Here is a 21376-nt window from a genome sequence, read left to right as displayed (position 1 = left end):
CCGCGCCGCTCGCCGTCGCCATCGCTCCCGCCAGCGAAGCCGCGGCCGCGCCGGTAACGGTGGAGACCGGCTACGACCCGGACACCGCGGTCGCCGCGCTCGACGAAAATCCCGACCTGTACCTGTGGCTGGCGTCCAATTCCGACGCCCTGCCGCGCACCCACGTGGAGTGACCGCCATGCGCCGTACCTTCTTCGCCCGCGCCGGCCTGGCCATCGCCCTGGCCGTGCTCGCCGCGCCCGCGCTGGCGGCGCCGCCGGCCGCCGCCGGCGCCGCCCTGCCGTCCTGGGACCAGCTCAGCCAGGCCCAGCGCGAACAGCTGATCGCGCCGATGCGCGACCGCTGGAACAGCCAGCCCGACGAACGCCAGCGCATGCTCGAGCGCGCCCGCCGCTGGCAGCAGATGACTCCCGACGAACGCCGCGAGGCGCGCAACGGCATGAAGCGCTGGGAAGCGCTGGACCCGGAAGAGCGCGGGCAGATGCGCGCGCTGTTCGCCAAGATGCGCGGCCTGGACGAGAACGGCAAACGCGCGCTGATGGAGAAGTGGCGGGCGATGACGCCCGACCAGCGCCGCGCCTGGGTCCAGGCCAACCCGCCGCCGCCCAAGCCGCGCGGCGAGCACGGCGACCACGGTGGCCGCGGCGAGCCGCCGTTCCCGCCGCCTCCGCCGCGCAATTGAACGAAAACCGCGCCGCCCCCTGTAGGAGCGGCGCGAGCCGCGACCGCGACGCCACATTTACGCCGCAACTACGATGACCTGCGTCGTTATCACGGTGCCGCGGTCGCGGCTCGCGCCGCTCCTACAGGAAACATCCGCAACCTTCCCCTCCGCGCGAACGCGCAGATCCGGCGCTCACGGGGCAGGACCTGGGCAGCGTCCGGATCTGCGCGTTCGCCGGTTCTTCGGCGCTCGGCTTTGTAGGAGGGCCTTCAGGCCCGATGCCCTGGTTTCAGATCGCAGCGACCTGAGAAAAAAGCCTCGGGCCTGAAGGCCCTCCCACAGGAAGGCCCAGGCAGGCTTGGACAAACTCGGGCGCAGGCCCGACCGGATGCGGCCGGCTACGCCGCCGCGCTGTGCGCCTCGTCCTTGCGCTCCGGCCACACGGTCTTGGCCAGCAGTTCGTCGTTCCAGTCGTACTTGAGCTCGCCGCCGTCGACGAACAGGCTGACGAAGTTCAGCGCGTTGCGCGCGAACATCTCGCTGGCATGCACCGCGCCGCTGCTGGCGAGGTTGAGCGGGCCGGCGACGGTGACGCCGTCGATATCCAGGGTTTCGCCCGGACGGGTCAGTTCGCAGTTGCCGCCGGTTTCGGCGGCCAGGTCGACCAGCACGCTGCCGGGCTTCATCCCGGCGATCATCGCCGCGCTGATGATCTTCGGCGCCGGCCGCCCCGGCACCGCGGCGGTGCAGACGATCACGTCGATGTTCTTCAGGTGTTCGCCGAGCCGGCGCTGCTGCTCGGCGCGCTCCTCGTCGGTGAGCTGGCGCGCATAGCCGCCCTCGCCCGCGGCGCTGACGCCCAGGTCGAGGAACTTGCCGCCCAGCGATTCGATCTGCTCGCGCGTCTCCGGCCGCACGTCGAAGCCTTCGACCTGCGCGCCCAGGCGCTTGGCCGTGGCGATGGCCTGCAGGCCGGCCACGCCGGCGCCGACGATCAGCACGCGCGAGGGCCGGATGGTGCCGGCGGCGGTGGTCAGCATCGGGAAGAAGCGCGGCGCCAGCTGGCCGGCGATCAGCACCGCCTTGTAGCCGGCCATGCCGGCCTGCGAGCTGAGCACGTCCATGGCCTGGGCGCGGGTGGTGCGCGGCAGGCGTTCCAGCGGGAAGGCCAGCAGCTTGCGCGCGAGGATGGCCTCGCCGCGCGCGGCGTCGGCCTGCGGCTGCAGCAGGCCGACCAGGGCCGCGCCTTCGCGCAGCAGGTTCAGGCGTTCGCCGTCGGGCGCCTGCACGCACAGCACCACGTCGGCCTGGGCGGTGGCGCCGGCGGCGTCCTCGGCCAGCTCCGCGCCGGCCTGGACATAGGCCTCGTCGGTGAAGCCGGCGCTGCGCCCGGCGCCGCGCTGCACGCGCACGCGCGCGCCGCGGGCGATCAGTTTCTTGCAGGTTTCCGGCGTCAGCGCCACGCGCTTCTCGCCGGCAGCGGTTTCGCTGGCAACGCCTATCGTGATGCCCGACATGCTCTGCTCCGTGCCCGGTTCGGCTGATCGTAGCGGATGCGGGGTGGCAGGAGATAGCGGATAGGAGATAGGAGATAGGAGATAGGAGATAGGAGATAGGAGGTAGGAGGTAGGAGATAGCGAAGCCGGGCGGACATGCCCGCTTTCGGCTATCTCCTACCTCCTATCCGCTATCTCCTTGCCTTCAAATCACCCGATCCAAATGCCGCCGCACCTGCCGCATCGCCTCATCGAACGCGGTGCGCTCGGCGCCGACCACCAGCCGGCCGCTGGAGGCCAGCACCGCCAGTTCCTCGGCCGAGGCGACCAGGGCGCGCACGCCGCGGCGGTTGACCAGCAGCAGGCGCGAGGTCAGCGGGCTCAGCCAGGCCACCTTCACCGCGATGGTTTCGCCTTGCAGGCTGGTCAGGCGCAGCCAGTCGCCGGGCTCGAGCTGGCGCATGCGTTCGGCCAGCAACGGGTCGTGCCCGCCCTGCGCGGCGGCATCGTCGAGATAGCGGCGGCGCTCTTCGGCCACGTCCTCTTCGACTTCCGCGGCGCTGGGCTGCGGATGGTCGCTGCGTTCCTTGTCCGGCGTCGCCAGCGCCCGCACCAGCCCGGCCATCGCGTGCTGGGCGGCGCTTTCGTCCAGACCCGAGGACGACAGGCACTGGATGATGATCGGCTGCAGCGCCAGCAACTGGTCGGCCAGTTCGCGGCCGCGGTTCTCGGCGGCGAGCTTGTCGGCCATCACCAGCGCGTCGCCCAGCGCCATCGCCTGGGCGCGGCGCTTGGGGTCTTCGTTCTCGCGCAGCAGCACCTGCACCAGGTGGTGGCGCCAGGGCGTGGAAATGAAATCGGCCACCGCCGAAGTCAGCTTGCCGTCGCCGATGCGCTCGCGCACCGCCTGGTCGGCCTGGCTGCGCGCGGCGCCGAGGCGCTCGCGGCCGTAGGTGGCCTTGGCCGCGCGCTGTTCCTGCAATTCGATCCGGCGGCGGTGCTGGGACAGCATCGCGTCGAGCTCGGCATGGGCCAGCTCGAACACGGCCAGGTCTTCGTTGTAGTCCGAGACGATGCGCTGGGAGATTTCCGAGGCGCGCTCGAGCAGGTCGCGGTCCTGCGGCGTCTCGCCGTCGTTGCCTTCGCAGGCTTCGGTGATCGCATCGAGCAGGCGCCGCGCCGGGTGTTCGCGCTTGACGAACACTTCGTTGTCGGTCAGCGCGACCTTGACGTAGGGCATGACCAGCCGCGCGTACACGCGCCGGGCGCGGTCCTGCAGGGCGTGGTTGCGGAACAGCGAATCGAACAGCAGCGCGACCAGGTCGATCGCGTCGTCCTCTTCCGGGCTGAAGCAGGTCTGGTCCGGGTTGAAGCCGAGCCGGCGCGCGCCGTCGTAGAGCTGGTCGCGGATGGTCTCGCCCAGGCGCCCGGACACCGCCAGCGCGCGCGCGAACGCGTCCGGCGGCTCGGGCTGCAGCAGCGAGGCCATGCCGACCACTTCGTCCACGCGCAGTTCGCGGCGCTGGGCCATGGTGCGTTGCGGCTGGTGCCCCGGCGGCAGGCCACCGCTCTTGACCAGGCCCTCGCGCCAGGCGTGCAGTTGGGTGCGCAGTTCGGCCAGTTCGGCCGCCATCGCGGCGACTTCGACCTGCGATACCGGCGCCCCCGGCGCCGCGTAGCCGGCGCCCTGGCCGGACCCGGGCGGGAACGATCCTTGTTGATAGTCGTGCGGCACGGACGCTGCGGCCTCGCGATGCGGAACGGTGTCGAACACGCCGTCGAGCGTGTTGCGGTCGCGGCGCTCTTCCGCCGCCGCGCGCGCCGGACCGGCCGGCGGCGCGCCGGTGGCCATGCCGTAACCGGCGGTGGCGAGCAATTGGTTGATGCGCGCGTACAGGTCGCCGAGCAGCCGCGCCAGTTCCTGCTCGTACTGGCGGAACAGGCGCACGCGCAGGCTTTCGGTGACCTGGGCCTCGGTGTAGACCGAGGTGAAGGCGCGCACCAGCCGGTACGGCCCGATCGGGTTGACGCCTTCCGGCGCGCCCAGCGCCTGGGCCAGCATCTGCAGCCGCGCGCGCACCATTTCCAGCGGGCGCTGGTAGCGCGATTCGAGCAGTTCGATCAGGCGTTCGCCGTCGAGGTCGAAGGCCAGTTGCTGTTCGCCGACCAGTTGCAGCGGCGAGCCGCCGACGCCGCCCACCGCCGCGGCCGACGCGCGATAGGCTTCGAAGCCTTGCGCGATCTGCTGGCGGAAGGCCATGACATGGCTGGCCTGTTGCTGGCGCAGGACCCACAATGCGGCCTGGTCTTCGAACTGGTGGTTGCGGCCGTCGCCTTTGAGCGAATCGGCCTTGAGGGCTTCCTCGATCGGTCCGTACAGGGAGCCCGGCAGCCCCCCGAGTTGCTCGAGCGTCTGTCGTTTGAGTTCTTCGAGCACGCGCGCGGGATCCGCTCGCGTGTTGCTGACGACACCGTGCAAGTGACCAGACACTCGCAGTCCCCCTGGTGGATGCGGCACGTCTTTTTGCGACCGCGAACGTCAGGATAGTGCCTAGATGCGACCATTCATGTGTCGCCGTTCATTTTTGTGACCGAGATTCAGATTCCTTAAATGCCTACCCCTGCCCCCGACCTCCTCGCCGCCCTCGACCAGCGCCGCTCGGTGCCCGCCAAGCAGCTGTCCGAGCCCGGACCGGACGAATCCGCCCTGCAGCGTATGCTCGCCGCGGCCGTGCGCGTGCCCGACCACGGCAAGCGCGTGCCGTTCCGTTTCCTTACCATCCAAGGCGATGCCCGCCACACGCTCGGCGAGCGCGTCGCCGCGCGCGGCATCGAGCGCTTCCCTGACGCCGGCCCGGCGGCGGTGGAAAAGGATCGCGGCCGCTACTCGCACGCGCCGCTGGTCGTCACCGTGATCGCCCAGCTCGGCCCGGACGAAAAGATCCCCGAGCTCGAGCGCACCCTCACCGCCGGCTGCGTCTGCTTCGCCCTGCTGCAGGCCGCGCAGGCGCTGGGCTTCGGCGCGGTGTGGCTGACCGGCTGGCCGGCCTACGACGAACAGGTCGAGCGCTGGCTTGGCGTGCAGGCGCACGAACGCATCGTCGGCTTCATCCACATCGGCACCGCCAAGCTCGAAGCGCCCGAACGCGAGCGCCCGGATCCGGCCGCGCTGACCCAGGCGTGGTCGCCGTGACGGTTGGCGGTCTTCGACCGTCCCGGTATCGGCGCGGCCGCGCGCGTGCTGGAATGAGCGCATGACTTCGACCTCACCCGCCGCGGCGCAGACGCCGGTCTATCTGATCGACGCCAGCCTGTACGTGTTCCGCGCCTGGCATTCGATCCCCGACGACTTCCAGGACGCCGAAGGCTGGCCGAGCAACGCCGTGCACGGCTTCGCCCGCTTCCTGCTGGAGCTGATCGAGCGCGAGCGCCCGCAGCACATCGCCGTCGCCTTCGACGAGGCGCTGGATTCGTGCTTCCGCAACCAGTTGTACCCGGCCTACAAGGCCAACCGCGACCCGGCGCCGGACGCGCTCAAGCGCCAGTTCGTCCACTGCAAGGCGCTGTGCTCGGCCCTGGGCCTGAGCGTGCTGGCCGACGTGCAGTACGAGGCCGACGACCTGATCGGCAGCGCGCTGCTGCGCATGCGCGGGCACGGCTACCGCGGCGTGATCGTATCGGCCGACAAGGACCTCTCGCAGCTGCTGCACGCCGCCGACGAGCAATGGGACTTCGCCCGCGGCCTGCGCTGGACCGCCGCCGGCGTGCCCGAGCGCCACGGCGTGCAGGCGACCCAGATCGCTGACTATCTGGCGTTGTGCGGCGACGCGGTCGACAACATCCCCGGCGTGCCCGGCATCGGCGCCAAGACCGCGGCCGCGCTGCTCGGCCACTTCGGCAGCCTCGACGCCCTGCTGGCGCGGGTCGAGGAAGTCCCGTTCCTGCGCCTGCGCGGCGCCGCCAGCGCCGCGGCCAAGCTGCGCGAGCACCGCGCCCAGGCGCTGCTGTGCCGGCAACTGACCACGATCGCATTGGACGCGCCGCTGGCCGAGGACGGCGAGCACTACCGCCGCGGCCGCGCCGACGCCGACACCCTGCAAGCCCTGTGCGACCGCCTGCGCTTCGGCCCGATGACCCGGCGCCGGCTGTACGCCTCGGTCGGGCTGGACTTCGCTGCGTCACAGGTTCCGTCGTAGCATCCTGGCCTTCCCGCGCGAGCGCGCGTTGCGCCTCGCGCCCGCGCAGCGGCGCCGCGCGCGCCCGGCGCCGCAGCACCGCATCCCATCACACCGCCCGCCGCCGCCGCGCGGGCCACCGGCGAGGACCGCTATGACCGCACCCGCAGATCACGCAGCCCAGCACGAACCCGTGGAAACCATCTACACCGGCCAATGGCTGCGGATGATGCGGCGCGGCCACTGGGAATATGCCGAGCGCACCCACGGCAAGGGCATGGCGGTGATCATCGTCGCGGTGACCCCGGACGACAACGTGCTGTTCGTCGAGCAATTCCGCGTGCCGCTCAACGCCCGCACCATCGAAATGCCGGCCGGCCTGGTCGGCGACGACCATGCCCACGACACCCTGGAATCGGCCGCCGCGCGCGAACTGATCGAAGAAACCGGCTGGGAACCGCGCCGGGTCGAAGTCCTGCTGACCGGCCCGACCTCGGCCGGCATGAGCAGCGAACGCATCGCCTTCGTCCGCGCCACCGACCTGCACCGCGTCGGCCCCGGCGGCGGCGTCGCCGGCGAGGACATCGTGGTCCACGAAGTCCCGCGCGCGGATGCCCCGGCGTGGCTGATGGCGCGGCAGGCGGAGGGTTACGAGCTGGACTTGAAGCTGTGGGCGGGGCTTTGGATGATCGAGCGGAATCCGGATGGGTCGGTGGTGGGCTGACGCCGCCGCTACCGGCTGGGCCGCGATCGCGCCCGAATTTTTCAGACAAGTCTCATAGGCACCCCGTTGGACCGCCGATAGGCTCTTGGCCCGATAGCGAAATCAATTCGGGTCCGGCCTGGGGCGCTGCATGAAACACCTACGCCTGCTGGTTCCGGCCAGTGATGAGCATTTCGACGAAACCGGTTATCTGCACGCCAATCCGGATGTCGCGCGCGCTGTCTCCACAGGCGTCATCGCTTGCGGATACGATCATTTCGACGCCTTCGGCCGTCGCGAGAGCCGCAACCAGCGCGTGCCGATTCCGGCCGAATGGAAGAGCGCCAAGCTCGCCCGGGCCCGCGCCTGCTTGCGCGATCCGAACGCCGGGCTCGCAGGCGCCACGGCGATCGACTGTCTCGACGACACGCTGCGCGAACGCTGCGGCGTGATCGCCACCGACAACATCAGCGCGCACGAATACGACCATCGCGCGCTGGAGCTCATCGAGCGCCATCGCGACGGCTGGGTGCTCGATTGCGGCGCCGGCATGCGCGGCACCTACTACGCCCATGTTCTCAATACGGAGATCGTCGCCTACGACAGTACCGACGTGCTGGCGGTGGCCGAATGCCTGCCGTTCCGCGACGGATGCTTCGACGCGGTGCTGAGCCTCAACGTCCTGGAGCACGTCAAGAATCCGTTCGCCGCGGCCGCGGAGTTGATCCGGGTACTGCGCCCCGGTGGCGAACTGCTGTGCGTGGCGCCCTTCATGCAGCCCCTCCACGGCTATCCCCACCACTACTACAACATGACCCGCGAAGGCCTGCGCAACTTGTTCGCCGGCCTGAACGAACAGCGTTTCGAGATCTACGGCGCCATGCATCCGATTTGGGCCCTGCAATGGTTCCTGACCCGCTATGCGCACGGCCTCCCTGCAGCGCAACGCGACCGCTTCGAGGCGATGACCGTGTCGCAACTGCTCGCGCCGGCGACGCAACTGGAGCTCGATGCGATCGCCACGGAACTGGCTTCGGGCAGCTGCATCGAACTGGCCAGCGCCCACGCGTTGCACGCCCGCAAACCTTCGAATTGATCTACCGGCCGGGAAGCCCCTAGCACCATGAAACTTTCGGATCTGTTGAGCAGCTACCGCAAGCACAGCCGACAACTGTTAGCGCAACACGACGAAGCCACGGCGATGTCGCTCGCGGTCGGCGGAGACTTCGAAACCGTCGGCGCGCTGGAGTTCTGCCTGCTCAAGGATCTGGGCCTGCAGCCGCACCACACCCTGGTCGATGTAGGCTGCGGCAGCGGACGCCTGGCGGCGCAGCTCAAGGGCTATCTCGAAGGCCGCTATGTCGGGATCGATGCAGTTCCGGAACTGCACGCCTATGCGCGCAAGCTGTGTGGCCGCGACGACTGGACGTTCCATACCGCGACCGGAACGTCGATCGCCGAACCCGAAAGCTGCGCCGATTTCGTCGTGTTCTTCTCGGTGTTCACCCACCTGCTGCACGAGGACAGCTACCGCTACCTCGAAGAAGCCCGGCGGGTGCTTCGCCCGGGCGGCAGCATCGTGTTCTCGTTCCTGGAGTTCGCCCTGCCGACGCATTGGTTCATATTCGAAAACTCGGTGGCCGACACCCGCCCCGACAAAGTCCTCAACCAGTTCGTCGATCGCGACATGATCCGCGCCTTCGCAGCGCATCTGAACCTGCGCGTGGAGCGGATCGTCGACGGCCATGTTCCAAGCATCCCCTTGGATAGGACCATCCGCTGGGCGAACGGCAGCGAACAAAGCGGCATGGGTTGCCTGGGCCAGTCCATCTGCGTGCTCAAGCACTTTTGAGCCACAACGACGCGAGCCATAAGGCGCGATCTTTGCCTTAAAAAACAGCATTTTTTCGAACTTTCGCCGTTTCGCACCGCGGTCTAGCCTGAAAGGAACGAACCGACCCATCTCTTTCCTTCATGCATATCCTGATTTGCGGCGGCGCGGGCTACGTAGGCTCGCATGCCGCCTATGTCCTGGCCGAACGCGGACATGAGGTGACCGTCCTCGACGACCTCAGCACCGGGCATCGCCAGGCCGTGCGCTGGGGGCCCCTGGTCGAAGCCGACCTGCTGCGGCCGGAGACGCTGGACATCGCCTTCGCGCGACCGGTCGATGCGGTCATGCATTTCTGCGCGCGTTCCCTGGTCGGAGAGTCGGTAGCGGCCCCTTACGACTACTACACGCACAACGTCAGCGGCAGCCTGAATCTGCTTAAGGCCATGCGCCGGCATCAGGTGCAACGCCTCGTGTTTTCGTCCACGGCCGCGATCTTCGGCCGTCCGTGCGCCGACGCGATCGATGAAGACCATCCCAAGGCGCCGATCAATCCATACGGCGCAAGCAAGTGGATGGTGGAACGCATCTTGGCCGACGCGGCACAGGCTTACGGCCTGCGTTCGGTATCGCTGCGCTATTTCAACGCAGCCGGCGCGGCCGCAGAGGCAGGCATCGGCGAATCGCACACACCGGAAACCCACCTCCTGCCCAACATCCTGCGGTCGGCGTTGGGCCAGGGTCCGCAACTGCGCATATTCGGCAACGACTATCCCACCGTCGACGGCACCTGCGTGCGCGACTATGTGCATGTACTCGACCTGGCCCAGGCGCACCTGCAGGCCTTGGATTACATGCAGACGCGCACCGGCGCGCATTGCTTCAATCTGGGCAACGGCACCGGCTTCAGCGTCCTCCAGGTCATCGACAGCGCGCGCTCGGTCAGCGGTCTGCCTGTCGCATTCGAATACGCCCCCCGGCGCCCCGGCGATCCGGCGGTACTGGTCGCGTCCAGCCTCAGGGCCAGGGAGCATCTAGGCTGGAATCCGCGCCGCCAGCGATTGGACGAGATCGTCTCCAGCGCATGGGACTGGCATCGCAACGCGAGTTACTGAAGCCGCGCGGGCGAACCCGGCGAGCGGCTACGGATTACGACGCCATCAACCGCTCCACGCCGGCCTGCACCTGTTCTATCTCCACGGTCCACGCACGCAAGAACCCGGGCGACCCGGGCGCGTCCGCATAATTTCCGAAGCAGAACCCGTAGCGAAGCCCGCACGTGCCGTAGATCTTCGCGTGTTGGCGCACCGTCGTCGTATAGCTCTCCAGATCGAGCACGCGGCTGCCCGCGGCCGCGAAGATGGCGTTCAGCATGCCCGACCCCGATGGCCCGACCAGCAGCCGCGCCTGCGAGAACAAGGCGACCTGCTGGTGGAACCCCAGCAGCTCCGGATACACGACCTCCAACCCCCTGCGAGCCATCGCGCGCTGAAGTTCCAGTTCGTTCCGCAACGGACGGTAGCCGGGCCGATAACCGTGACTGAGATAGCGCGACACGTAAATCGCGCGGCGCGGATCGCGTTCCCCCACTCTCCTCGCGAACCGGTCGCGGGTGCTGGCGCAAAAGGCTCCTTCGGCTTCGAAGTCGTCGATCATGTAAACGCGCTCGAACACGATGCCGGCGGCTTCGCGTACCGAGATCAAACGCGTGCGGTCCAGTCCCGCCCAGGCGATGGCCTGCGACACGAACGAGGACTTGTCCGGCACCACCACCTGATCGACCGCCAGCCCCAACTCGCAGAAGAGCAGCAGCTTGGGCAGGAAGCGGAATAGAAAAGAACCGTAGTTTCCGGCCTCCAGGCCGCTGAGGAACAAGGTATCGCCGCCCATGACCAGCCGCGGCGAAGCGCTCGAAACGCAATGCAGGCGACGGCCTGACGCAGCGAAACCTTCGTGCGGGGTGGCGAAAAACGCGTCCGCGTCGCCTTCGACATAGTTCTGGGCGCTGGAGAAGAATCCGTCGCGCGTGGCGATGGAGCGCCATCCCACTACCTGGACGTTGGCGAAACGCCGGATACGCTTCTCCGGAACGCGCAAATCGCAGGCCGATACGCCGACCAGGCACGAGGCGTCCTCAGGTTGCCCCAGCACGAACTCGGGAGCCGGCATTGCGACCTGCGCGGCCGCTTCGCTGGCGACCCATTCGCCTTCGTCGCGCCGCGATGCGTCGACCCGAGCCACCGGGAAGCCTTCATGAGCGGCCACGGACTCGCCCGCCGACAGCCGCCGTTTGAGCGATTCCACCTGAGCGCTATTCAGCATCCGGCCGACGCCCCGCCCGCTCGGCACGCCAGATCACGAAACGCCGCGCTTCCAGCTCGGATACGAACGCATCCATGACCTGCGGAAACAGAAAGCCGAACCCCTCCACCACCACCAGGTCGTTCTCCGACGAAACGAATTTCGCCAGCAACCTTCCGTAGGCTTCGCCCTTGCCTTCGGCGACGAGCTCGGTCACGAGACGATAGATCTTGTCGACCTGGAAGCGCTCCACGATCTGTCTGACCAGCGGGTCGCGGCTGGAAAATTCATCCTTGGCGATCAAGGCCAGCACATGGTCGTGGTCCACGCGCGCCGCGCCCGAGCGTGCGGTCAGGAGCGAGGCCAAATAGGTCTTCCCCTCGCCCGACCCGCCTGACAGAACGACCGCCGTCGGGCGGCGCGCCCAACAGTGGAAGACTTGTCGCCCGAGCGGATCCCCGGATTGGGATACGCTTGGCCCGATGTAGCGCACCGCCATGCTTGACAGGATGTCTTCCACCAGCATCCGTCGGGTAGGAAAGCGCAGCGCACCGTCGTGCCGCTGCACATCGACCCACATTTTCTCGTCGCTGCCGCCATAGACGCCGGCCTCCAGGACGAAAAGCCCGTCCGGCGCCAGTCGGCGCGCGACTTCCGCCAGAAACGCCTTCGGCCTGGGCTCGTAATGCAGGGCGCTCGACATCAGGACGACATCGAAAGGCCCTTCCGGCAGTTGCCACCAACTGCTGTTCTGGTACAGCACGGGCAGTCCCGCGGCGCGCGCTCTCGCCCGCTCCAAGACCGCGGCGTCCATATCCACGCCCACCGCCTGCGCCGCACCGCGGCGAATCGCTTCCAGGCAGAAGAAGCCTTCGTTGCAGCCTATGTCGAGAAAGCGCTTTCCGCGCATGTCCAGCGGGAGATCGAGTACGGCCAGCTTCGCCGCCGAATCCGAATCGCCCTTCTCGTCGCCGAAACTCTGATATCCCATCGCTCTACTCCGCTGATACGCCGGTTGATACGCCGGTGCGCGCGACGACGCCGGCCTTGATGATGCGCAGATGCCGGTCCGCACAGTCGGCATGCGTCAACGGTTTTCGGATCGAGTCCGCGCAGTCCTGCCACAGTTGCGGGTCGGTCCCTGCCAGCAGCGCCTTGCCCCACGCATGCGGGCTGCCGCAGGCCACGTGCAGGCCATCGCGACCGTGCTCGACCTTCTCGGCCATGCCGCCGATGTCGGACACCAGCAGCGGCCGGCCGCACACGAACGCTTCCTGGATCACCATCGGCGAGTTTTCCCACCAGATGGAAGGAACCACGACCCAATCCACGTTCGCCATCCGGCTGCGCAGCTCGTGCGGCTGGTACGGCCCCCCCCACTTCACGATGCCCTTGGCGATCAACGGCTCCGCCAGCGCCTTGATCGACTGTTGGAAATCCCCCGCCTGGGCCTCCAGGTTGGCGCCGTGCACTTCCAGCACCACTCGCCCGCGCTCCGCCTTGGGCAGTTCGTGCAGCGCCTTGAGCAGCACATCCAGGCCCTTGAACGGATTGATCTGGCCGAAGAAGCCGAACCGGTTGCGCCGGCCACCCGCATCGACGCCTCGCGCCGCGACGCGTGGCGCATCGTCCTGTCCGTTCTCGATCACCGTAATTCGGCCGGCGTCCAGCCCCCACTGGACGTATCGCGCGCGCAGGAACTGCGAGGGGGATACGAACTGGTCTACATAATCGAAATGACGCTGGATGAACTGCTTTCTCCGCCAAAGATCCTGCACGCTCAGCTGCGGAAAGCAGCCGCGGCAGTCCTCGAAGGACTCGCGGCTGCAAAGGCGCCCGCTGGTCTTGATCATCTGTCCCTGGCGATTGCAGATGCCCATGTACTCGTGCAGCGTGAGGCAGATCCGGATGTTCGGGTCGACCTGCTTGATCACGCGCAGGAACTCGACGCCCAGATGCGCGTAGTGGTGCGCGTGCACGATGGTCGGGCGCAACGCCGCGATCAGTTCGGCGAATCCCTGGGTGACGCTGCGCCGATCGGCGGCCTTGAGCATGGTCCAATCATGAATGCCTTGCTCCCACAGATACTCGCCATCGCGCCTGGGCATGAGGCCTCCGTTCGCGCCGCGACCGCGATCCACGCTGGCCAGGAACCAGGCCTTGGATACGGCGGAATGTTCGCGGTACGCGCGGAACAGGTTGTATGCGGCGATTTCGCCTCCGCCCAGGCTGAAGTCGGGATGCCGGTGCGATACCACCAGGATGCGCTCGGATCCGGACCTGCCATGCGCCGCAGCCATCGATGACGCGCCCTCAGGCGATGGCGCGCTCATTGCGTCGCCCCTGTCGCATCCCCGTCGAGCACGTGGCCCCAGCGGCGCTGGTGACGCATCGCGTTCCACAGCACGACCCGCATGCGGTACTCGCCGACACCGAGCGATACCATCGACTGTCGTTCCAGATGAGTGAGTTGGACGGTGGGGAGGTAACCCGTTCCCAGGCCGATCGATCGCAGCTTCAGGCACAGATCGGAATCCTCGAAATCGCCGATCAGATAGCCGGTGTCCCATCCGCCGACCGCATCGAAGTCGCTGCGCCTCACCAGCATGCAGGCGCCGGTCACCGCCGGCACTTCGACCAGGCCTACGTGCGGATCCAGGGCGGGAGACAGGCCCGAATACGGATGCCGGTTTATCCAGACTCCATACTCGTCGAGCCGTTCGAACACCATGCCTGCGTGCTGTATGCCGCCCTCGGCGAAGACCAGCCGGGGCCCGATTGCCCCGAGGTCGGGGCGGCCGTTCAGCGCCGCCAGCAGCGGTTCCAACCAGCCCGGAGCATCCGGGAACACGTCGCTGTTGAGGAACAGCAGACGCTCGGCCCGCGCCGCTTGCGCGCCGAGATTGTTGGCGCCGGAAAAACCGCGATTCACCACGCCGCCGACCCATTTGAACGGGACGGCATACAAGCGGAACAGTTCCAGCGCGTGGGTCCGGAACGCGGCTTCCAGAGCCGGGTCGTCGATCACGTAGATCAACTCCGCATTAGCCAGGAACCACGGGTCTCGCACCCACTCGACCATCTGGTTTTCGACGAAATCGTAGCGTCCGTACAGCGGAACGATGACGCTGACTTCAGGATCGGGAGCCAGCCGCCCCAGGGTATGCGAACGTCTCGGGAGGGTTTCCCAACTGCGACGGTCGCGCTCGATCAACCTCGACAGCGCCGGCTCCTCGACCAATGCGTGATGTCGAGCCAGCGCAGTTTCGCCAACGGGGATGCCGAACAGCCACCGGCTGACCGCCAGCGGATCGGCCGGCAACGCGGCGCAGCCGATCCGATGCAGCTCATGCACCTTGCCGTCGGCCAAGGCCTTCAGCACGACGCTCTGGCTCGCCGAAAACCCCTCCAGATACGTTACAAAACCGGACTCCAGCGCGCCGATCCCGAATCGTGCACCGACGCTCTGCAGAACGTCGCTGCGCTCCAGCCGCGATGCCGCATCGAGCGGCCGGGCCTCGCCGGTTTCGTTCTCCAGCCAGAACCGCACGTCGGCAGCGCCGGCCGCCCAGCCGCAGACTACCGCGCCCTCTCCGGCGCCGATGGATACGGCGCTTTCCAGATGTCCGGCCGCCGCGCTGCTGCCTTCTCCCGCCGGCAACGAGCGGACCAGCGCCTTCCACTGCGCGCTCCCGACCTCCAGCCGCCGCAGCAACAGCACCCTGCCTTCGCCCATCGACGCGATCGCCGCATCGTCCAGTTCGTCCACGCCGACCGGCGCGAGCGCGGAACGGCAGCGGCCGCTGGCGGATTCCCAGCACAGGCAGATCGGACTCTCGTCGTCGGCTTCGGCGATGAGCACGAAGCCCAAGCCTTCCGCATCCCGCCCCGGAAAATGCGCGGCGACGTCGTCGCGCCGGACCCGTTCGAGCACACAGTCCAGTTCCTGCCCGGCCGCTTCCAGCGCGGGTTCGACTTCACCGATCCTCCAGCCCGACACCACCACGCAACCCGCGGCTCGGCCGATCGAATCGATCTTCAACAGCGCCGATGCGCCGGCGCCCAACGATATCGTCAGCGGCCCGCCGCGCAGCGGATCGTTCGCGGTCGCGGCCGCCGTTTCCGTCGTCTTGGCCCGGGCCGCCAGGATCGGCATCTTCATCGGCGTCCGACTCCGCTCGCCATCGCCGGCCGAAACCCGCATCGGACCGTGCCGGCCGCCGCATGGCCAGATCCATGCGGCAATGCGAAGGCCGCAAGGCCCGAACCCGCATCGATGGTCGCGATCATGCCGCCTCCACGATCACCCCGACCGCCGTCTGCAGCGGCTGGCCGATCTTGTCTTTGGCGCTGACGACCGACACGTTCAACCGCAACCCTATGCTGGGCAGATCGGCGACGTCGGCGCAAGGCAGAACGAACCGGAACCCATAGGTGCCGGAGCGGCGCGCGGAGGCGCGCAGCACGTCGTCGCGGCCGATCCGCTCGAACGTATCCAGGCGGTAATGGCTGCCATCGAAATCGACCTGGAGGGCTTCGGCTTCGCGGCCCTTCTCGCCGATCGCCCATCCCTCGACCTCGATCCCGCGCGGCAGCAGCCTGATCCTTTCGACGAATCCACGCACGTCGCCGAACAGCAAGGGCACGTCGCCGTCGCCGAGCCTCGAATGCTTGGCGCTCGCGGCAGCGACGATGTCGCGATAGACCGAAACCCCCTCGTCGATCGCGCCGAAAAAGCGCATCTTTCCACCGTCAAGCACCAGCGCCTTGTTGCACAACTGCCGTTGCAGATCGACCCCGTGGCTTGCCAGCACCACGATTCGACTCGCGTGGAAGCGGTCGCGCAAGCGCTCCTGCGCGCGCTGGACGAAAACCGCGTCACCCGTCGCGATCCATTCGTCCATCAGCAGAATGTCGGGCTGCACGGCCGTCGAAATGGCGAAGCCAAGGCGCATGCGTTGCCCGGCCGAAAGCGTATGCAGGCGTTGTGACGCGCGTTCGCGCAACCCCGAAAAATCCAGGATGTCGCCCATCGCCGCGTTCAACTGAGCGCGGCGCAGTCCCATCGCCGTTCCGCGCAGGACCACATTCTCCGCGACCGTGGCGTAGTCGGAGAACCCCAAACCTGGATTGAGCAAGGACTGCATGCGCCCACTGCTGCGCACCACGCCCCGGGTGGGAGGATACGCGCCGTTGAGCACGCGCAGCAGCGTGCTCTTTCCCGCGCCGTTGAGCCCCATCAATGCGATTCGGTCGCCCTCGGACGCAGAGAACTCGATCCTCGACAACACCGTGACGTAGCGGCGGGTCGCCCCGCCGAGTGCGGCTCCGAAACCGCCCCCGGACGCTACGGACACCCGCTGCGTATCCAACGGCATGTCCAGGGTTACATCGTGCGCTCTGAGAAGAATGTCGCTCATAGATCCTCGATCGTCCTGGCTGAGCCTCTTGATTCGGTCACAGCCATGCAGGAACCCTCCTGGCCATGCGCGGATAGACCAACGTCACCGCGACGAAGCCGAACGCGGTCATGGCGCCCAGATAGACGTAGGTCGAAGTCGCTATGGCTTCGCCGAGCACAGGCGCACGAATCAGATGCAACAGGTGATGAAACGGATTGGCTTCGATCAGCGCGCCCTGAGGCGTTCCGCTTTGCGCCTGGCCATACCACACGACCGGCGTCACCAGGAAGGCGGCCATCATCACGCTGCCCATGACCTCGTGCAGGTCGGGGTATTTCGCTCCGACGAAAGCCAGCAAGGTCGAGAGCAGGAACATGTTCAACAGCAGGACCGCCACTCCCGCCAACGACAACGGCAGGCCGGCGGGAGTGAAATCGGGCGACGACACCACCACCACTGCGACTACCGGCATCGATATCAACAGATAGTGGAACGAACGCGCCAGGTTGCGCAGGAGGTAATCGGTGAGGCGTAATTGGCCATCGAGGATGTAGCTCTGATAACCCTGGAATACGTTCGAGGCATCCACCATGACCGTGGCCATGAACCGGAACACGGCGAAGCCGATGCCGACATGGGCAAAATAGCGCGCCTTGTCCATGCCGGTCTGCATGGACGCGAGGAAGCCGCCGATGCCCCAGATGTATACCGCCGTCGGAATCAGCAGCCAGGCGATGCCCAGGCGCATCCGGCGATAGCGAACGACCGTATCCAGCCAGCTTCCATACAGCCAGTGGTCGGGCCGTCGAAGGCTCTGGTGCAGATGCGAGAATATGGAACTCAAGCGGTGGCTCCCTTCATGGGTGAGGCATGCGCACAGACCCGACTGCCTCGCGACCGCGGCGGAAACGCCAGGTCGAAATGCAGGCTTTCGAGCGACAGATTGGGGTTGTAGGCCGGGTCGTTGGCGAGCAGGACGCCCCAGCGGCGCTGCATCGCCGCGGTCTCGGCGAGGAAACGCTCGCGCTTCTGCGGGGTGTCTTCCGGCCCGCGCGAAGCCGACTCGTGGTGATACAGCTCCGCATGCGGCGTCCACACGTTGCGGTAGCCGCGCGCGTGCAGGCGCAGGCACAGGTCGACGTCGTTGAAGGCGACGGCGAGGGTTTCGTCCATGCCGCCTATTTCGTCGAACACGGTCCGCCGCAAGGCCAGGCAGGCGCCGGTCACGGCGCTGAGGTTCTGGACCACGCCGGCGCGGCCGAGGTAGCCGTTGCTGGCGCGGCGCAGGTGGCCGTGGGCGTGGCCGGCGACGCCGCCGATGCCGAGGATCACGCCGGCGTGCTGGATGGTGTCGTTGGGGTAATAGAGCATGCCGCCGACCGCGCCGACGTCCTCGCGCACGGCGTGCGAGACCAGTTCGTCGAGCCAGTCCGAGGCGATCACTTCGGTGTCGTTGTTGAGCAGGCACAGCACCTCGCCGCGCGCCTGCGCGGCGGCGAAGTTGACGATGGCGGAGAAGTTGAACGGGTGCGGCCACGCCAGCACCCGCACGTGTTCGCGCTGGCGCAGTTCGTCCAGGTAGCGCAGCGTCTCCGGCTCGCTGGAGCCGTTGTCGACCACCAGCAGTTCCAGCGGCCGGTAGGCGGTGCGCTGCAGCACGCTCTCCACGCAGGTGCGCAGCAGGCCGACGCGGTCGCGGGTGGGCACGATCAACGAGGCCAGCGGGCGCTCGGACAGGCCGCGCACGCTGCGGTAGTAGCCGTGTTCAGTAACCTCGACGCGGGCGCGCACGCCGGTGCGGGCGTAGTGCTCCTCGATCGCGCGGCGGCCGGCTTCCAGCGCATAGGGCTTGGCGCCGCCGGACAGCGCGGTGGATTCGGGCAGCACCCGCCAGTGGTACAGCACCTGCGGGATGTGCACGATCTGCGCGTCGTCCAGGCGTTCGGCGCAGCGCAGCAGCAGGTCGTGGTCCTGCGCGCCTTCGTAGCCGGGGCGCAGGCCGCCGAGTTCGCGCACCAGCGCCGCGTCGATGGCGACGAAATGGCAGATGTAGTTCTGCGCGCGCAGCAGGTCGGGGTTCCAGGCCGGCTTGAAGTTGGGTTCGAAGCGGCGGCCGCCTTCGTCGATCTTGTCCTCGTCGGTGTAGAACAGGCGCGCGCGCGGGTGCTCGGCGATCGCGCGGGCGACTTCGGCCAGGGCCTGCGGCGCCAGTTCGTCGTCGTGGTCTAGGAAGGCCAGGTGGCTGCCTTCGGCCAGTTCGATCGCGCTGTTGCTGGCTTCGCAGATATGGCCGTGGTTGTCGCGCAGGCGCAGGGCGATGCGCGCGTCGCGCGCGGCGTAGTCGCGCAGCAGGCGCCGCACCGCGCCCGAGCGCGAGGCGTCGTCGGCGATGCACAGCTGCCAGTGCGGCCAGGTCTGCGCCAGCACGCTGTCGAGGCAGCGCCGCAGCCACGGCAGGGGCGGGTCGCGCACCGGCAGCACGATCGAGATCGTCGGCGGGGGCGCGCTCGCGGCGGGCTCAGCGAGCGTCGGCTCGCTCGCTGCGCGTTCGCCGATGGGCGGCTTGGCCGCCGCCGATTCCACCGCCGGTTCCGCCGCCGCACGGTCGTAGCGCGCCAGCCAATGCTGATAGGAATGCGCGCCCTGACGCAGCGCGCGGCGGTAATGCTGCAGCAGCGCCTTGCCGCCGTCGCCGATGCGGCCGCGCAGCGCCGCGCGCAGGAAGCGCAGGCCGGCGCCGACCGCCTCTTCGCACAACACCTCGCGGCGCGCGCGCTGGATTCCGCACAGCAGCTCCCACACCGCGCGCAGCCGCGACACCCGGCGCAGGCGGAATTCGCGCACGGCGAACTGCGCCAGATGCTCGCTGGGATCGAAGCGCAGCCGATGCAGGCGCGAACCGATCAACACCACGCTGCGCGAACGCCCGTCGCCGCCCGGCTCGGCCAGGCCGATGCGCAAGGCCTCGGACACGCCGGCGCCGAAATCGGGATACAGGCAGGGCGCGAGGATGCGCCCTTCCTCCAGCTCGAAGCGCAGGTCCAGCACGTACCATCCCGGCGGCGGCAACTCGCCCTGCGCGCTGCCGACCTCGAACTGCGGATCCTCGCCTTGCGCCACATAGCCGGTCGGCGAGCGCGCGGGCAGCGAGCGCAGTTGATGGATCGGCGTCAGCCGCAGTTGCGCGCCTAGCGCATAAGTCCTGGTTGCGAACATTTCCCCTCGTCGTGCGGCGCCTTCCAAGCGCCCGCGCATGCTTCGTCATCGTCCGATCCGGTCGCGCGGCGTGCGTCGTCGACGACGCCGGACCCGATCGGCGGGCGATTGCAGCGCCGATGGGAAAAGTCAGTCAAGCGGGGAAAGTTCGCCGAATTGCGCTGAATTCAGTCGCGCGAAACGCGCAAGCCGTTGATCGCAATCGGCCTTGCGCAAATGCGTTGCACATTTCCAGTGACATTAACGCAGTGACAAAAACTCGCTTTCGATGTCTCGCGAGGCTAGCGTTGATGTAGCGTTTTCTCGCCGATTCGCGCAATTGCGCAAGAATCGCCAAGCCGTTCGCTTTCGTTCGCGACCGTCGCGCGGGCCGATCGGTGCGGTGACGGTGATTTCAGGTCGCGAACAGGCACCGCAACTTCACTGTCGAAGCCTATTTATGGCGCCAAAGCGCGCCGCGAAGGCGCGCCGCAATCGCGCGGCGCAGACGGCCCCGCCGTCCGCGCCGCGCCTGCGCTCAGGCGAAGCGGTCGGTCGCGCGCACCAGCGCGTCGATGTTCTCGGCCTCGAACGCCGAATGGCCCGAGGCCGGGGTGATCTCCAGCTCGGCCTTCGGCCAGGCCTTCTTCAGTTCCCAGGCGTTGTGCACCGGGCAAACCACGTCGTAGCGGCCGTGCACGATCGCGCCGGGGATGTCGGCGATCTTGTGCGCGTCGCGCAGCAGCTGGTCCTCGACCTCGAAGAAGCCGCCGTTGACGAAGTAGTGGTTCTCGATGCGGGCGAAGGCCAGGGCGAACTGGGCGTCCTCGTGGCCGCTGACGAAGTCCGCGTCCACGTGCAGGAAGCTGGTCGCGCCTTCCCACACGCTCCAGGCGCGCGCGGCGTCCAGGCGGGTCTTCTCGTCGTCGCTGGTCAGGCGGCGGTGGTAGGCGCTGATCAGGTCGTGGCGCTCGACCGGCGGAATCGCGTTGAGGTAGTGCTCCCAGGCGTCGGGGAACAGGCGCGAGGCGCCTTCCTGGTAGAACCACTCCAGCTCCCAGCGACGCAGCATGAAGATGCCGCGCAGGACCAGCTCGGTCACGCGCTGCGGGTGGGTCTGCGCATACGCCAGCGCCAGGGTCGAACCCCACGAGCCGCCGAACACCTGCCAGCGCTCCACGCCGAGCTTGACCCGCAGCTTCTCGATATCGGCGACCAGGTCCCAGGTGGTGTTGTCGACCAGGTCCGCGTGCGGCGTCGAGCGGCCGCTGCCGCGCTGGTCGAACAGGACGATGCGGTACTTGGCCGGGTCGTGGAAGCGGCGCATCTTGGCGCTGCAGCCGCCGCCGGGCCCGCCGTGCAGCAGCACCACCGGCTTGCCGTCGGGATTGCCGCACTGCTCGTAATACAGGGTGTGTCGGCCGTCGACCTGGATCGTGCCGGTGTCGAAGGGTTCGAGTTCGGGATAGAGCGTGCGCATCGCGGGCCTCGCAGTCGGGATGCCCGCAGTTTAGCCGGCCGGGCCGGGGCGATCGGTGCCCGGTCCGGCGGTTCGGTCGCAGCGGCGGACGGCGCCGCCGGCCCGCGTCGGGACGGGCCGGGCGGCGGG

At 68.0% G+C, this 21376-nt stretch carries 18 protein-coding genes; 8 read left to right on the top strand and 10 right to left on the bottom strand.

What is annotated here, in order from left to right:
• The first annotated feature begins 178 nt into the window (after positions 1-178).
• Together A7A76_RS01695 and A7A76_RS26175 are read left to right on the top strand one after the other, a co-directional pair.
• Positions 179-682: a DUF3106 domain-containing protein gene (locus A7A76_RS01695; protein WP_206409573.1), complete on the top strand. Its 504-nt coding sequence runs from the start codon at positions 179-181 to the stop codon at positions 680-682.
• 188 nt (positions 683-870) lie between these two features.
• Positions 871-972, top strand: a complete 102-nt coding sequence (locus A7A76_RS26175) for a DUF6053 domain-containing protein (protein ID WP_428995063.1) — start codon at positions 871-873, stop codon at positions 970-972.
• A 90-nt stretch (positions 973-1062) separates the two neighbouring features.
• On the opposite strand, the gene A7A76_RS01690 is transcribed toward A7A76_RS26175, so the two are convergent.
• Positions 1063-2181, bottom strand: coding sequence for an NAD(P) transhydrogenase subunit alpha (locus tag A7A76_RS01690; protein ID WP_206409572.1), 1119 nt, complete (start codon positions 2179-2181; stop codon positions 1063-1065).
• Between the two features lie 184 nt (positions 2182-2365).
• Positions 2366-4651, bottom strand: coding sequence for a DUF1631 family protein (locus A7A76_RS01685; RefSeq protein ID WP_343225263.1), 2286 nt, complete (start codon positions 4649-4651; stop codon positions 2366-2368).
• Between the two features lie 120 nt (positions 4652-4771).
• Here A7A76_RS01685 and A7A76_RS01680 point away from each other — a divergent pair, with 120 nt between their 5' ends.
• From A7A76_RS01680 to galE, 6 genes are all read left to right on the top strand, one after another.
• Positions 4772-5353 carry a nitroreductase family protein gene (locus A7A76_RS01680; RefSeq protein WP_206409570.1) on the top strand — a complete coding sequence of 194 codons (582 nt, stop codon included), beginning with the start codon at positions 4772-4774 and terminating at the stop codon, positions 5351-5353.
• Positions 5354-5414: 61 nt separating this feature from the next.
• Positions 5415-6356, top strand: a complete 942-nt coding sequence (locus A7A76_RS01675) for a 5'-3' exonuclease (protein ID WP_206409569.1) — start codon at positions 5415-5417, stop codon at positions 6354-6356.
• A gap of 133 nt (positions 6357-6489) precedes the next feature.
• Positions 6490-7059: an NUDIX hydrolase gene (locus A7A76_RS01670; protein WP_206409568.1), complete on the top strand. Its 570-nt coding sequence runs from the start codon at positions 6490-6492 to the stop codon at positions 7057-7059.
• Between the two features lie 130 nt (positions 7060-7189).
• Positions 7190-8134 carry a class I SAM-dependent methyltransferase gene (locus tag A7A76_RS01665; RefSeq protein ID WP_206409567.1) on the top strand — a complete coding sequence of 315 codons (945 nt, stop codon included), beginning with the start codon at positions 7190-7192 and terminating at the stop codon, positions 8132-8134.
• Positions 8135-8161: 27 nt separating this feature from the next.
• A complete protein-coding gene (locus tag A7A76_RS01660; protein ID WP_206409566.1) occupies positions 8162-8890 on the top strand; it encodes a class I SAM-dependent methyltransferase in 729 nt (242 codons plus the stop codon).
• 122 nt (positions 8891-9012) lie between these two features.
• On the top strand, positions 9013-9984 hold the full coding sequence (gene galE, locus A7A76_RS01655) for a UDP-glucose 4-epimerase GalE (RefSeq protein ID WP_206409565.1): 972 nt from the start codon (positions 9013-9015) through the stop codon (positions 9982-9984).
• A gap of 34 nt (positions 9985-10018) precedes the next feature.
• On the opposite strand, the gene A7A76_RS26010 is transcribed toward galE, so the two are convergent.
• The 8 genes from A7A76_RS26010 to pip all read right to left on the bottom strand — a co-directional run bounded on the left by A7A76_RS26010 (position 10019) and on the right by pip (position 21247).
• Positions 10019-11173: a glycosyltransferase 61 family protein gene (locus A7A76_RS26010; RefSeq protein WP_206409564.1), complete on the bottom strand. Its 1155-nt coding sequence runs from the start codon at positions 11171-11173 to the stop codon at positions 10019-10021.
• 7 nt (positions 11174-11180) lie between these two features.
• Positions 11181-12161 (bottom strand): class I SAM-dependent methyltransferase, encoded by a 981-nt coding sequence (locus A7A76_RS01645; RefSeq protein ID WP_206409563.1) that lies wholly within the window; start codon positions 12159-12161, stop codon positions 11181-11183.
• Between the two features lie 4 nt (positions 12162-12165).
• Positions 12166-13503 carry a glycosyltransferase family 4 protein gene (locus A7A76_RS01640; protein ID WP_206409562.1) on the bottom strand — a complete coding sequence of 446 codons (1338 nt, stop codon included), beginning with the start codon at positions 13501-13503 and terminating at the stop codon, positions 12166-12168.
• Positions 13500-15332, bottom strand: a complete 1833-nt coding sequence (locus A7A76_RS01635) for a glycosyltransferase family 2 protein (protein WP_206409561.1) — start codon at positions 15330-15332, stop codon at positions 13500-13502. Before A7A76_RS01635 ends, A7A76_RS01640 begins: the two co-directional genes overlap by 4 nt.
• A gap of 124 nt (positions 15333-15456) precedes the next feature.
• The gene (locus A7A76_RS01630; RefSeq protein WP_206409560.1) at positions 15457-16590 is read right to left on the bottom strand and encodes an ABC transporter ATP-binding protein; all 1134 of its coding nucleotides are present in this window, start codon (positions 16588-16590) and stop codon (positions 15457-15459) included.
• 37 nt (positions 16591-16627) lie between these two features.
• Positions 16628-17416: an ABC transporter permease gene (locus tag A7A76_RS01625; protein WP_206409559.1), complete on the bottom strand. Its 789-nt coding sequence runs from the start codon at positions 17414-17416 to the stop codon at positions 16628-16630.
• On the bottom strand, positions 17413-19788 hold the full coding sequence (locus tag A7A76_RS01620; protein WP_206409558.1) for a glycosyltransferase family 2 protein: 2376 nt from the start codon (positions 19786-19788) through the stop codon (positions 17413-17415). The genes A7A76_RS01625 and A7A76_RS01620 overlap by 4 nt, the downstream gene beginning before the upstream one ends.
• 517 nt (positions 19789-20305) lie before the next feature.
• The gene (gene pip / locus A7A76_RS01615; RefSeq protein WP_206409557.1) at positions 20306-21247 is read right to left on the bottom strand and encodes a prolyl aminopeptidase; all 942 of its coding nucleotides are present in this window, start codon (positions 21245-21247) and stop codon (positions 20306-20308) included.
• Positions 21248-21376: the final 129 nt, after the last annotated feature.

This window comes from Lysobacter enzymogenes (assembly GCF_017168095.1).
Lineage (GTDB): Bacteria > Pseudomonadota > Gammaproteobacteria > Xanthomonadales > Xanthomonadaceae > Lysobacter > Lysobacter enzymogenes_D.
Note: the sequence above shows the minus strand (reverse complement) of the source record. Positions and strands in the feature narration are given on the sequence as shown.